This window comes from Pseudomonas moorei (assembly GCF_008801475.1).
GTDB lineage: Bacteria > Pseudomonadota > Gammaproteobacteria > Pseudomonadales > Pseudomonadaceae > Aquipseudomonas > Aquipseudomonas moorei.
Map to the genome: position 1 here is coordinate 39,105 of NZ_VZPP01000016.1, position 12,729 is coordinate 51,833.

General features: G+C 58.9%; 11 protein-coding genes and 2 pseudogenes. 9 read left to right on the forward strand and 4 right to left on the reverse strand.

From position 1 onward, the window contains the following. Positions 1-91: 91 nt before the first annotated feature. Complete coding sequence (gene metG, locus F7R06_RS26000; protein WP_090324882.1) at positions 92-2,143, reverse strand: methionine--tRNA ligase; 2,052 nt, start codon at positions 2,141-2,143, stop codon at positions 92-94. A gap of 302 nt (positions 2,144-2,445) precedes the next feature. Between metG and apbC the strand changes: the two genes are divergently transcribed. Then, positions 2,446-3,540 (forward strand): iron-sulfur cluster carrier protein ApbC, encoded by a 1,095-nt coding sequence (apbC, locus tag F7R06_RS26005; RefSeq protein ID WP_090324881.1) that lies wholly within the window; start codon positions 2,446-2,448, stop codon positions 3,538-3,540. A gap of 126 nt (positions 3,541-3,666) precedes the next feature. Here the strand turns inward: apbC and F7R06_RS26010 are convergent, their stop codons facing one another. Next, on the reverse strand, positions 3,667-4,425 hold the full coding sequence (locus F7R06_RS26010) for an SDR family oxidoreductase (RefSeq protein WP_090324879.1): 759 nt from the start codon (positions 4,423-4,425) through the stop codon (positions 3,667-3,669). A 164-nt stretch (positions 4,426-4,589) separates the two neighbouring features. On the opposite strand from F7R06_RS26010, the gene F7R06_RS26015 reads away from it, so the two are divergent. The 4 genes from F7R06_RS26015 (at position 4,590) to groL (ending at position 8,099) form a co-directional block, all read left to right on the forward strand. Continuing rightward, positions 4,590-5,321 (forward strand): HugZ family pyridoxamine 5'-phosphate oxidase, encoded by a 732-nt coding sequence (locus F7R06_RS26015; protein WP_090324878.1) that lies wholly within the window; start codon positions 4,590-4,592, stop codon positions 5,319-5,321. A 66-nt stretch (positions 5,322-5,387) separates the two neighbouring features. Then, positions 5,388-5,864, forward strand: a complete 477-nt coding sequence (locus F7R06_RS26020) for an FxsA family protein (protein ID WP_090324876.1) — start codon at positions 5,388-5,390, stop codon at positions 5,862-5,864. A gap of 248 nt (positions 5,865-6,112) precedes the next feature. Then, a complete protein-coding gene (locus tag F7R06_RS26025) occupies positions 6,113-6,406 on the forward strand; it encodes a co-chaperone GroES (protein WP_020799908.1) in 294 nt (97 codons plus the stop codon). Between the two features lie 49 nt (positions 6,407-6,455). After that, entirely contained in the window at positions 6,456-8,099 is a 1,644-nt protein-coding gene (gene groL, locus F7R06_RS26030) for a chaperonin GroEL (protein ID WP_090324874.1), read from the forward strand. A 171-nt stretch (positions 8,100-8,270) separates the two neighbouring features. Here the strand turns inward: groL and F7R06_RS26035 are convergent, their stop codons facing one another. Then, positions 8,271-9,014: a phosphatase PAP2 family protein gene (locus F7R06_RS26035; RefSeq protein ID WP_090324872.1), complete on the reverse strand. Its 744-nt coding sequence runs from the start codon at positions 9,012-9,014 to the stop codon at positions 8,271-8,273. A gap of 54 nt (positions 9,015-9,068) precedes the next feature. Then, positions 9,069-9,534 (reverse strand): annotated as a pseudogene (locus F7R06_RS26040) (sulfatase-like hydrolase/transferase); the annotation flags it as partial. Between the two features lie 253 nt (positions 9,535-9,787). On the opposite strand from F7R06_RS26040, the gene colR reads away from it, so the two are divergent. From colR to F7R06_RS26060, 4 genes and pseudogenes are all read left to right on the forward strand, one after another. Beyond that, positions 9,788-10,471, forward strand: a complete 684-nt coding sequence (colR, locus tag F7R06_RS26045; RefSeq protein ID WP_020799911.1) for a two-component system response regulator ColR — start codon at positions 9,788-9,790, stop codon at positions 10,469-10,471. Then, complete coding sequence (locus tag F7R06_RS26050; RefSeq protein ID WP_090324871.1) at positions 10,461-11,744, forward strand: sensor histidine kinase; 1,284 nt, start codon at positions 10,461-10,463, stop codon at positions 11,742-11,744. Before colR ends, F7R06_RS26050 begins: the two co-directional genes overlap by 11 nt. A 163-nt stretch (positions 11,745-11,907) precedes the next feature. Beyond that, positions 11,908-12,579, forward strand: a complete 672-nt coding sequence (locus F7R06_RS26055) for a class I SAM-dependent methyltransferase (protein ID WP_090324869.1) — start codon at positions 11,908-11,910, stop codon at positions 12,577-12,579. Between the two features lie 52 nt (positions 12,580-12,631). After that, positions 12,632-12,727, forward strand: a pseudogene (locus F7R06_RS26060) (lipopolysaccharide kinase InaA family protein); the annotation flags it as partial. Positions 12,728-12,729 lie beyond the last annotated feature (2 nt).

The following is a 12,729-nucleotide window of genomic DNA, read 5'->3' on the forward strand; positions in this document are numbered from 1 at the left end:
GCATTATCCGGCAAGGGCGGAGGGTGGGCCAGACATGAAAATCCCACAGTCGCGCCAGGCACGACTGTGGGATCGATTGGCCGCAGTGACCTTACTTGATCCGCTGGCCAGGCTTGGCGCCGCTGTCAGGGCTCAGCAGGTAGATTTCTTCACCGCCGGGACCCGCCGCCATGACCATGCCCTCGGAGATCCCGAACTTCATTTTGCGAGGCTTGAGGTTGGCGATCATCATGGTCAGCCGACCATCGAGCTTGGACGGGTCCGGGTAAGCACTCTTGATGCCGGAGAATACGTTGCGTTGCTCGTCACCGATGTCGAGGGTCAGGCGCAACAGCTTGTCGGCCCCTTCCACGTGTTCGGCCTTGACGATCAGGGCGACGCGCAGGTCGACCGCCGCAAAGGTATCGAACTCGATTTCCGGTGACAGCGGGTCCTTGGCCAGTTCGCCATTGCCGGCCGGTGCAGCTGCGCCGGTATCGGTCTGACTGGCGGTCAGGTCTTCTTTCGAAGCATCGGTCATGGCTTGCACTTTGACCGGGTCGATACGGGTCATCAGCGCCTTGAACTCGTTCAGCTGATGGTTGCCGAGCAAGGTCGCATGGTCGTTCCAGGTCAGCGGGGCGACGTTGAGGAACGCCTCGGCGTCGGCGGCCAGCAGCGGCAGGACCGGCTTGAGGAAGATCACCAGTTGGCGGAACAGATTGACGCCCGTGGCGCAGATGGCCTGGACCTCGTCCTGCTTGCCTTCCTGTTTGTTCAGCGACCACGGTGCCTTGTCGGCGATCCAGGCGTTGGCGCGGTCGGCCAGGCCCATGATCTCGCGCATGGCGCGGGCGAAGTCGCGGGCTTCATAGGCGTCGGCGATGCCTGGCGCGGCGGCCAGGAACGCATCGGTCAGTTCCGGCGCGGCGTTGGTGTCGACCATCACGCCGGCATTGCCTTTGTGGATGAAGCCGGCGCAACGGCTGGCGATGTTGACGACTTTGCCCACCAGGTCGGAGTTGACCTTCTGCACAAAGTCTTCGAGGTTCAGGTCGAGGTCATCGACGCCACGGCTCAGCTTGGCCGCGTAGTAGTAGCGCAGGTATTCCGGCGACAGGTGGTCCAGATAGGTCCGGGCCTTGATGAAAGTGCCGCGGGACTTGGACATTTTTTGACCGTTGACGGTCAGGTAGCCGTGCACGTTGATGCCGGTCGGCTTGCGGTAGCCCGCACCCTCAAGCATCGCTGGCCAGAACAGGGCGTGGAAGTTGACGATGTCCTTGCCGATGAAATGATACAGCTCGGCGGTGGAGTCCTTGCCCCAGAACGCATCGAAGTCCAGCTCCGGCGTGCGGTTGCACAGGTTCTTGAAGCTCGCCATGTAGCCGATCGGTGCGTCCAGCCAGACGTAGAAGTATTTGCCCGGCTCGTCGGGGATCTCGAAACCGAAGTACGGCGCATCGCGGGAGATGTCCCACTGTTGCAGGCCCGCGTCCAGCCACTCGGCGATCTTGTTGGCGACGGCGTCTTGCAGGGTGCCGCTGCGGGTCCAGGTTTGCAGCATTTCCTGGAAGTCCGGCAACTTGAAGAAGAAATGCTGGGAATCCTTGAGTACCGGGGTGGCACCGGAAATCGCCGACTTCGGATCTTTCAGGTCGGTCGGTGCGTAGGTCGCGCCGCATTTTTCGCAGTTATCGCCGTACTGGTCTTCTGTGCCGCATTTCGGGCAAGTGCCCTTGATGAAGCGGTCGGCCAGGAACATTTTCTTTTCCGGGTCGAAATACTGGGTGATCGAGCGGGTGGCGATGTGCCCGGCGTCCCGCAGCTTCAGATAGATCTGGCTCGACAGCTCACGGTTTTCTTCGGCGTGAGTGGAGTGGAAGTTGTCGAAGTCCACCAGGAAATCGGCAAAGTCGGCGCTATGTTCAGCCTGGACGTTGGCGATCAGTTGTTCCGGGGTGATGCCTTCTTTTTCCGCGCGCAGCATGATCGCCGAACCGTGGGCGTCGTCGGCGCAGACATAAATGCATTGGTTGCCGCGGTGCTTCTGGAAGCGCACCCACATATCGGTCTGGATATATTCCAGCATATGGCCGAGGTGGATCGAACCATTGGCATAGGGCAGGGCGCTGGTGACGAGAATCTTGCGTGGCTCGGACATGGGGCTCGGCTACTTGATGAAACGGAGGTCGGTCACTATAAAGGGCTGGCGCAGATTTTTCACCCCGTGGCTCGGGGGAGTTGTGTTGCAAATGCGCTTTATGTGGTGAGGGGGCTTGCCCCCGACGGCTGCGAGAAGGCGAATGAGTCAAGTCTTGAACACGGCGTGGGTTTATTCGGGGCCGCTTCGCGCCCCAACGCGGGCAAGCCCCCGCGCCACAGGCAACTTTCCAGCCTCGCCACAAATCCGTGTCCGGCGTAGGATACCCGCCTGATTTTCCAGTCTTGTTATCGGAGTTGCCCATGAGCGCCGTCAATCGCGCAGCGGTGGAAGCCGTTCTTCGCCAGTACACCGACCCTTATCTGAACCAGGACCCGGTCAGCGCCGGATGTGTGCGCAGCATCGATATTGCTGGCGACCGCGTCAGCGTCCAGCTCGAACTGGGCTATGCCGCCGGCCTGTTCAAAAGTGGCTGGGCGCAAATGTTGCAGATGGCTATCGAAGGCCTGGACGGCGTGACGACTGCGCGTGTCGAGATCACCAGCGTGATTGCCGCGCACAAGGCCCAGGCTCAGATTCCCGGTCTGGCCAACGTCAAGAACGTGGTCGCCGTGGCGTCCGGCAAGGGGGGCGTGGGCAAATCCACCACTGCTGCCAACCTGGCATTGGCGCTGGCTCGCGAAGGCGCCAAAGTGGGCATTCTGGATGCGGACATTTACGGTCCAAGCCAGGGCATCATGTTCGGCATCGCCGAAGGCACCCGGCCGCAGATCAAGGATCAGAAATGGTTCGTGCCGATCCAGTCCCATGGTGTCGAAGTGATGTCCATGGCGTTCCTGACCGACGACAACACGCCGATGGTCTGGCGTGGGCCGATGGTCTCCGGCGCCTTGTTGCAACTGGTGACACAGACCGCATGGGGCGATCTGGATTACCTGGTGATCGACATGCCGCCAGGCACCGGTGACATCCAGCTGACCCTGGCGCAGAAAGTCCCTGTGGCCGGTGCGGTGATCGTTACCACGCCGCAAGACCTGGCCTTGCTCGACGCGCGCAAGGGCGTGGAAATGTTCCGCAAAGTGAACATTCCGGTGCTCGGCGTGGTAGAAAACATGGCCGTGCACATCTGCTCCAACTGCGGACATGCCGAGCATCTGTTCGGTGAGGGCGGTGGTGTGAAGTTGGCCAACCAGTATGGCGTTGAACTGCTGGCTTCATTGCCGCTGGCGATGGCTATCCGTGAACAGGCCGACGGTGGCAAGCCAACGGTGATCGCCGAGCCGGACAGCCCGATTGCGCTGGTCTACCAGGAGCTCGCCCGCCATGTCGGCGCGCGCATCGTGTTGCAGGAAGCTGCGACGCCGGCGATGCCGAACATCACTGTCAGCGACGATTGATGTGCTGTCTGTAGGAGCGAGCCTGCTCGCGATGGACGTAAACGATGACGCGTTTTTTCTGGAAAAACGCATCGCCATCAAGTCCATCGCGAGCAAACTCGCTCCTACCGTTGTTTTGCGTGGGCTTTAGATGCGCAACCCGCCATCCATTTCCAGGATCCGCCCGGTGTAGTAGTCGTTCTCGAAGATGTACACCGCCGAATGGGCGATCTCTTGCGGTTTGCCCATGCGCTTGAGCGGAATTCCAGACGTCATCTTCTCCAGCGCTTCCGGTTTCATGCCCAGGGTCATTTCGGTTTCGATAAAGCCTGGCGCAATGCCGGCGACACGAATGCCGTAGCGCGCCAGTTCCTTGGCCCAGGTCACGGTGGCGGCTGCAACACCGGCCTTGGCGGCGGAGTAGTTGGTCTGACCGACGTTGCCTGCACGGGAAATCGAGGAGATATTGATGATCGCGCCGCTGTTCTTCAGCTCGACCATTTTCGCCGCGACTTCACGGGTGCACAGGAACACACCGGTCAGGTTGACATCGATGACCGCTTGCCATTGGGCCAGGCTCATCTTGGTCATTTCGCCATCCTTGACCTTGAGCAGCAGGCCGTCACGCAGGATCCCGGCGTTATTGATCAGTCCATGGATCGCGCCGAAGTCTTCGGCGACCTGGGCCACCATGTGGGTCACTTGTTCTTCGTTGGCGACGTTGCACAGGTAGGCGCGGGCTTCGACACCCTTGGCCTTGCAGGCCGCCACGGCGTCGTCGAGCTTGTCCTGGTTAAGGTCCACCAGCGCCAGCTTTGCGCCCTTGTCGGCGAAATACTCGGCCATGGAGCGGCCTAAACCCTGGCAACTGCCAGTGATAATGATTACTTTGTCAGTGAGTTGCATTCGCATGCCCCGGTAGCAGGTCTGAAGTGGATTCCTTCTAGAGAGCCTCTCGATCTACGCCCGACGTGGCCTGGCTGCACATGAGAACTGCCCCGATGGCGATCTGGATCTATTGGCGATCGCCTGTCCGCTTTTGTGACAGATTCTATATAAGGAGTCATAAATTGAGCGTTGAAGCTGCCAAGCATGCACGAGAATTGCTGCTCAAGGAATACCGTGGGGTGCTCTCCACGCACTCCAAAGCGATGCCCGGTTTTCCGTTCGGTTCCGTGGTTCCTTATTGCTTGGACGAGCAGGGCCGGCCGCTGATCCTCATCAGCCGTATCGCCCAGCACACCCATAACCTGCAAAAAGACTCGAAATGCTCGCTCTTTGTCGGGGAGCGTGGGGCCGAAGATGTACAAGCGGTCGGCCGTCTGACTTACCTGGCTGAGGCGCAACAGCTTGAGGACGAGGCGGCCATCGAAGCGGCCGCTGAACGTTACTATCGCTATTTTCCTGAATCGCAGAACTATCATCAGGCCCATGATTTCGATTTCTGGGTGCTCAAGCCCGTGCGCCATCGTTACATCGGCGGTTTCGGCGCCATTCACTGGGTCAACGAACTGACCCTGGCCAACCCTTTTGCCGGCAAGGCCGAAGTGGGCATGGTCGAACACATGAATGCCGATCACGCCAAGGCCATTGCCCATTACGTCGATTTGAGCGGATTGCCGAAAACCGTAGCGGCACAGATGGTTGGCATCGACAGTGAGGGCATGCATCTGCGCATTGGCCAGGGACTCTACTGGCTGGCATTCCCGGCACCGTGTAATACGCCGACACAAGTTCGCGAAGCCTTGGTTTTCCTGGCTCACGCCGAGCATTGGCCGAAAAATGAAGTAGCCGACGCTTGAATTCACGAAACGGCGACGTCATCTAGGGATTACTGGCAAGGCATTCTTGCGTTGAGGAACCATTTGATGCGCCCTTTTCTGTTGCTCTTTGTACTGCTCCCGGTTTTGGAGCTGTTCGTTTTCGTCAAGGTGGCCGGGGCGATCGGGTTTTTCCCGGCCCTGCTGCTGATCATTCTCGGCTCGATGCTCGGCGTGTTCGTGCTGCGGATCGCCGGCCTGGCAACTGCGTTGCGTGCCCGTGAAAGTCTGAATCGAGGCGAACTGCCCGCCCAGACCATGCTCGAAGGTTTGATGCTGGCCCTGGCTGGCGGTCTGTTGATCCTGCCCGGCTTCGTCACCGACGTGCTGGGTCTGATCATGCTGCTGCCGCTCTCCCGTCGGCTGGTGGCCAACAAAATGCGCCAGCGCGCCGAGGAACAAGCGATCCGTCAACGCGCCTTCGCCGATGACCTTCAGTCCCGCGGCGGCCCTGCGCCACGCGAACCGTTGGGCCGCGAGCCCAACGTGATCGAAGGCGAATTCGAACACCGCGATACCAAGTAACGCCCTATATCGACACGGCACCTTCGGGTGCCGTGTTCGTTTACGGAGCATCGAGATGAAATTTTTTCGATCGCCGCCCTTGTAATAACCTTATGCGCCCTTATGTAACGGTCACCGCAAGGTTTCTGGTGATAAGCCAGACAGACTTCCGCGGTTCGCTCGACGAACCGCACCCGGCACCGCCGAACTTTGTTAAACCCGCCGGGACCACACCGGCCGATGAAAACCACAATTAGGAGAGATCGACAATGAAGCTTCGTCCTCTGCATGACCGCGTCGTCATCCGTCGCAGCGAAGAAGAAAAGAAAACCGCTGGCGGTATCGTCCTGCCAGGTTCGGCTGCTGAAAAAGCCAACAGCGGCGAAATCCTCGCTGTAGGCACCGGCCGCGTACTGGAAAACGGTGAAGTGCGTGCACTGTCCGTGAAAGTGGGCGACAAGGTTGTGTTCGGTCCTTACTCCGGCAGCAACACTGTGAAAGTCGATGGCGAAGACCTGCTGGTAATGAGCGAGAACGAAATCCTCGCTGTTGTCGAAGGCTGATTCCCCGCTCATTTTCCCGCTACTACAAAGTATTTAAGGAATATCGATCATGGCTGCTAAAGAAGTTAAATTCGGCGATTCCGCCCGTAAGAAAATGCTGACCGGCGTCAACGTCCTGGCCGACGCAGTAAAAGCGACCCTGGGCCCGAAAGGCCGTAACGTGATCATCGAGAAGAGCTTCGGCGCTCCGACCATCACCAAGGATGGCGTTTCCGTAGCCAAAGAAATCGAACTGAAAGACCGTTTCGAAAACATGGGCGCGCAGCTGGTCAAAGACGTTGCCTCCCGTGCCAACGATGATGCGGGCGACGGCACCACCACCGCTACCGTTCTGGCTCAATCGATCGTCAACGAAGGCCTGAAAGCCGTCGCTGCCGGCATGAACCCGATGGACCTGAAGCGCGGTATCGACAAAGCGACCATCGCGATCGTCAAGGAACTGAAAGGCCTGTCCAAGCCATGCGCTGACACCAAGGCAATCGCTCAGGTCGGCACCATCTCCGCCAACTCCGACAGCTCCATCGGCGACATCATTGCCGAAGCCATGGAAAAAGTCGGTAAAGAAGGCGTGATCACCGTTGAAGAAGGCTCGGGCCTGGAAAACGAACTGTCGGTTGTAGAAGGCATGCAGTTCGACCGTGGCTACCTGTCCCCGTACTTCGTCAACAAGCCGGAAACCATGACTGCCGAACTCGACGGTCCACTGATCCTGCTGGTCGACAAAAAAATCTCGAACATCCGCGAAATGCTGCCAGTGCTGGAAGCCGTTGCCAAAGCCGGCCGTCCACTGCTGATCGTGGCCGAAGACGTTGAAGGCGAAGCCCTGGCGACTCTGGTTGTGAACAACATGCGTGGCATCGTTAAAGTCGCAGCCGTCAAGGCTCCAGGCTTCGGCGACCGTCGCAAAGCCATGCTGCAGGACATCGCTGTTCTGACCGGCGGTACCGTGATCTCCGAAGAGATCGGTCTGAGCCTGGAAAGCACTACCCTGGAGCACCTGGGTAACGCTAAGCGCGTCACCCTGTCCAAGGAAAACACCATCATCGTTGACGGTGCTGGCGTACAAGGCGACATCGAAGCGCGCATCACCCAGATTCGCGCCCAGGTTGCTGAAACTTCCTCGGACTACGACCGTGAAAAACTGCAAGAGCGTCTGGCCAAGCTGTCCGGCGGCGTAGCAGTGATCAAGGTTGGCGCTGGCTCCGAAGTGGAAATGAAAGAGAAGAAAGCCCGCGTTGAAGACGCCCTGCACGCTACCCGTGCAGCCGTTGAAGAAGGCGTGGTACCTGGCGGCGGCGTGGCACTGGTTCGTGCCCTGCAAGCCATCAGCGAGCTGAAAGGCGACAACGATGACCAGAACGTGGGCATCCAGTTGCTGCGTCGCGCTGTAGAAGCGCCGCTGCGTCAGATCGTTGCCAACTCCGGCGACGAGCCAAGCGTTGTAGTCGACAAGGTCAAGCAAGGCGCAGGTAACTTCGGTTACAACGCCGCGACCGGCGAATACGGCGACATGATCGAAATGGGTATCCTGGACCCGGCCAAAGTGACTCGTTCGGCTCTGCAAGCGGCTTCGTCGATTGCCAGCCTGATGATCACTACCGAAGCCATGATCGCCGAGATCAAGGAAGACGCACCAGCTGGCGGCGGCATGCCAGACATGGGCGGCATGGGCGGCATGGGCGGCATGATGTAAGCCAGCCTTACCCCGTACGAAAAACCCCGCCTGCGAAAGCAGGCGGGGTTTTTTATTGGCTTCACATTGGCGACTCGGTGTAGCGCGTCACTGTCGTCGCGGGCAGGGCGCACTGCCACAGGGCAAGCGCAATCCGATGTGGGCGCGCGGTGTGTCCGCGATGGCGTCCGATCAGGATCTGACCGGTGCCGCCTTTGCCTCGCGTTGCGCCTTCATCGCTGGCCGATAAAGAATGAAGTAATACGACCCCAAACAGATCAGCCAGCAGAAAACTGCCGTCCACACGTTGTGCGAGAAAAAGTGCGCACCCTGCATCATCCGGCCGATGGAAAACACCGAGCCCAGGGCAAAGGCGAAGGCAAGCGCAGCGCGCGCCATGCGCGGCCGACGGTCGCGCAATACAAAGAACAGGGCAAACAGTGTGAAGCCGGTTGCCGCATGACCGCCGGGCCAGCAGCGACCCGGTTTATCGGTGTGCGGGCGAGGGCTCAACAATTCACTGTAGGTCTCGTGCCCGCCGAATTGCTCAAGACTCCACGGGCATTGCACCGCCGTCACCGCTTTCATCGGGGTGACAAAAGAGGTCGCCAAACCCAGGGACAGCACCAGGCAACCCAGTTCCCGTTTGAGCGGCTTGAGTTTGACCATGAAGAACGAAGCAATGAAACCGAGGATGGCGAACACCGAAAACGCAATGACCACTTGCTTGGCGCGGTCGTGCAAGATGTTTTCCAGGAAGTAGCTGTGCTTGCCGATGAACTCACCGGCTACCGGGTCATAGAACAACCTGGCGAGATCCATGTCCAGGGACGTCAGTTCCAGCAGGACAAGAATGAGCGCCGTGATGGCGGGAACGCCCAGGCACACCCAGAAATTGAGCGGGCGAGAGGCAGGGCGGACAACGGTTGATGACATGATGGATCCTGAACAATTGAAAAAGCCCCGATGCATCAGCCCGGGGCCTTTCGGTTAACGTTCGCTGACTTGATCGGTGCCCTCCATGGGCGCTTTCCAGTCAAGCAGCTGTTGCGTGTAGCCATAACTGGCAGTTTGGTAATCGGTGATTGCCCGTATGATCAGCGGGTCAGTGGCCGTGGATTCGCGACTCCCGGTCAATCTTCATCGTGACGCCGCAGCCCCTGACGGGGACTCAGAATCGCCAGGTCTTTGCCGTCGAACAGGCCCAGATGCTGATAATGGCCAACGACTACGCTCGGCGGCAGCATGCTCTGCCGACGTTATGGTCGGCGACGAAGATAAAGATTGTATTGTCGAACCAGGGCTTTTTGCGAGCCTGATCGAGAAACTCGCCAATGGCGTAGTCAGTGTACTTCATCGCGCCATCGCACCCATTACCGGATTTGATGTCGATCCGGTTGTCTGGATAGGTGCAGGGGCAATGGTTGGACGTCGTCATCAATTGCAGCAGGAACGGCGCGAGGGGCAAGCAGTTGAGCACTCAGACCGGTGGCGATCAACAGGCCCAGCACATTATTCCTTATGTCCGATCACGACCCAGCTTGCTTGCGGCGCGGTCGCGGGCCTGTGACTCGGGGATGAAAAACTCATAAATTGGCTGCTTTGGTCGCGTAAGTCGACTCTGCGTCCTGCGGCCCTAGCCGTGAGCAACACTTGGCCTTAAGCTGCGCGGGCCAAGACGGCGGTTACTGTATACGGAGGAGATGCCGATGCGAATTTTATTGGTTGAAGACAACCGCGATATCCTCGCCAATCTGGCTGATTACCTGGGGCTCAAGGGTTACACCGTGGATTGTGCGCAGGACGGTTTGTCGGGCCTGCACCTGGCGGCCACCGAACATTACGACTTGATCGTGCTCGACATCATGCTGCCCGGTATCGACGGCTACACCTTGTGCAAACGCCTTCGCGAAGACGCCCGTCGCGATACGCCGGTGATCATGCTCACCGCACGCGATCAACTGGATGACCGGCTGCAAGGCTTCAAGTCCGGTGCCGATGATTACCTGATCAAGCCCTTTGCCCTGTCAGAACTGGCCGCGCGCATTGAGGCGGTCATGCGTCGTACCCAGGGTGGCGGCCGCCGCACCTTGCAGGTCGGCGACTTGAGCTACGACCTCGATACGCTGGAAGTCACCCGCGAAGGTCGCTTGCTCAAACTCAACCCGGTGGGCCTGAAGTTGCTGGCTGTGCTGATGCAGAAAAGCCCTCATGTGCTGCGCCGGGAAATACTCGAAGAAGCACTGTGGGGCGATGACTGCCCGGACAGTGACAGTCTGCGCAGCCACGTTCATCAGTTGCGCCAAGTGATCGACAAGCCGTTCGCCAAGCCGTTGCTGCAAACTGTGCACGGCGTGGGTTACCGCTTGGCCGAGGGCCGTGATGGAGTTTAAACAGAGCCTTTCCCAGCGCATCATCATTGCCTTCGCGTTGATGAGCGCATTGGTGGCGGGCGCCTTTGCCATCGGTATTATCGCTACCGTACACCTGGTGGAGGAAAAGCTGATTTCGGCAAGCCTGGGTGGCGATCTGCAACGCCTGTTGATGATGGACAACGTTGAGGAATGGAGCCATCGCCCCGAACCGGATCAGTTGTTCTATTTCAGTGGCGGGCGTGGCGACTTCGAGCTGCCCAAGGATCTGCGGCACCTGGACGCGGGTTTTCACGAAGTGTTCCGCGAGAATCTGTCGTACCACGGGATAGTCGAAATTGTCGACGGACGGCGTTATGTGCTGTTGCAGGACCAGAGCGACTTCGAAGAGCGCGAACGGATCCTGTTTGCCGTGGTGCTGGTGGGTTTCGTGCTCAGCTTGGCGCTGGCGGTTTTCCTCGGCTGGGTGCTGGCGCGCAAGGTAATGGCACCGGTGGTGCGCCTGGCCCGTCAGGTACGTCATCGTGACCAACTGTTGGGTTTGGCGCCGCCTCTGGCGCCGGATTACGCCGCCGACGAAGTGGGCGAGCTGGCGGTGGCTTTCGACGCCACGCTCGGACGCCTGCGGCAGGCATTGACCCGGGAGCGGCTGTTTACCAGTGATGTCAGCCACGAACTGCGTACGCCCTTGATGGTGCTGGCCAGTTCCTGCGAGTTGTTGTTGGAAAATCCCGGGATCGATCAGCGTGGCCATGCTCAGGTCGAACGCATTGCTCGGGCGTGTGAGGAGATGCGCGAGCTGGTTCAGACCTTCCTGATGCTGGCCCGCGCTCAGCGTGAAGATGCCAGCATGGCGCCACAGCAATCCGTTCGTCAGGTGGCCGATGGGCTACTCAATCTGTGGCGCGAGCCAATCGAGGAGAAGGGACTCGAGTTGATCTTCGAGCCAGGTAATCCACCCGCCACCGGTTACAACGCCACGCTCCTGCACGCGGTCATGGGCAACCTGCTGCGAAACGCGCTGCATTACACCGAGCACGGGTTCATCCGCTTGACCCTGACGAGTAATGGGTTCCTGGTCGAGGACAGTGGCGTCGGCATTCCCGAAGAAAAACGTGAAGCCATGTTCGAACCTTTCGTCCGGGGCACCGAAAAGCGCGGCGAGGGCCTTGGGCTTGGGCTGTCTTTGGTCCAGCGAATTTGCGAAAACCAGGGCTGGAGCGTCAGCCTGACGACCATGGAACCCAACGGCTGTCGTTTCGAAGTGCAACTGCAGCCCTGGACTGTGAACTGATCTCTCTTCACGGCCCTTCCTGGTTATTCAGTAAAACGTTACCCAGTAAAACTTCGAAATGATTTGGCGTTTCACTTAACTGTTTTTTTCACAAAGGCATGACCTGACGCCGACAAGTCCCTACCTATGGTGGTCGGTACCACGAGATCAGGAGTCTTTGATAATGGCAGATGGCCCGATCAAGCTGGCTTTCTCCGAGAAGTATGACGACCAGCACGCTCAACGAACCCTGTGCAAGCATACGGATGGGCTTGGGCGCCGTCTGTCCCACTGGCGGCATGAGCAATTGGCACGCAAGGCTCTGGCGCTGGCAGGCGATCCGGGGCTGGTTCTCGATTTGCCCTGCGGCGCGGGGCGCTACTGGCCATTGCTGGCAGAAAAAAACAACCGCGTGATCATCGGTGCCGACAACTCCAAGGCCCTGCTGCAGATCGCCATGCAGGCGCAACCGGTCGACGTGCTCAAACGCGTACAGACCTTGCAGACGTCCCCATTCGATATCGCCTTGCCTGATAACGCCGTTGACAGCATTTTTTGCATGCGTCTGTTCCATCACATCGGCGAAACCGAGCATCGGTTGGCCATCTTGCGTGAACTCGTGCGCGTGACCCGCGACAGCGTGATCCTTTCGTTATGGGTGGACGGCAATTTCAAAGCCTGGAAACGCAAGCGCGCGGAGAAAGCCCGTGGGCAGAAGGGTTACCAAAACCGATTTGTATTACCGGCCGCTACTGTAGAAAACGAATTTGAACAGGCCGGTTTCCAGATCCAGGAACAACTGGATTTTTTACCGCTCTATGCCATGTGGAGAATTTATGTATTACGCAAGAGGTAACAGCATGGCAGAGCAACGTGCGGCAGGAATGGAAGTCGTTCCCAAGGACACTGAAATGCGTCGCCATTCGTCGTTCAGCACGACAGACTGGTACAAACTCGACTACTTTTACAAGACGGCGTTTGGCAGCGCTATCAAAGGTTTATAGCG

Excerpts from the sequence above, each read along its gene's own strand:
- metG (WP_090324882.1), bottom strand. The coding sequence starts at position 2,143 with ATGTCCGAGCCACGCAAGATTCTCGTCACCAGCGCCCTGCCCTATGCC.
- apbC (WP_090324881.1), top strand. The coding sequence starts at position 2,446 with ATGAGCGCCGTCAATCGCGCAGCGGTGGAAGCCGTTCTTCGCCAGTAC.
- F7R06_RS26010 (WP_090324879.1), bottom strand. The coding sequence starts at position 4,425 with ATGCAACTCACTGACAAAGTAATCATTATCACTGGCAGTTGCCAGGGT.
- F7R06_RS26020 (WP_090324876.1), top strand. The coding sequence starts at position 5,388 with ATGCGCCCTTTTCTGTTGCTCTTTGTACTGCTCCCGGTTTTGGAGCTG.
- F7R06_RS26025 (WP_020799908.1), top strand. The coding sequence starts at position 6,113 with ATGAAGCTTCGTCCTCTGCATGACCGCGTCGTCATCCGTCGCAGCGAA.
- groL (WP_090324874.1), top strand. The coding sequence starts at position 6,456 with ATGGCTGCTAAAGAAGTTAAATTCGGCGATTCCGCCCGTAAGAAAATG.
- F7R06_RS26035 (WP_090324872.1), bottom strand. The coding sequence starts at position 9,014 with ATGTCATCAACCGTTGTCCGCCCTGCCTCTCGCCCGCTCAATTTCTGG.
- colR (WP_020799911.1), top strand. The coding sequence starts at position 9,788 with ATGCGAATTTTATTGGTTGAAGACAACCGCGATATCCTCGCCAATCTG.
- F7R06_RS26050 (WP_090324871.1), top strand. The coding sequence starts at position 10,461 with ATGGAGTTTAAACAGAGCCTTTCCCAGCGCATCATCATTGCCTTCGCG.
- F7R06_RS26055 (WP_090324869.1), top strand. The coding sequence starts at position 11,908 with ATGGCAGATGGCCCGATCAAGCTGGCTTTCTCCGAGAAGTATGACGAC.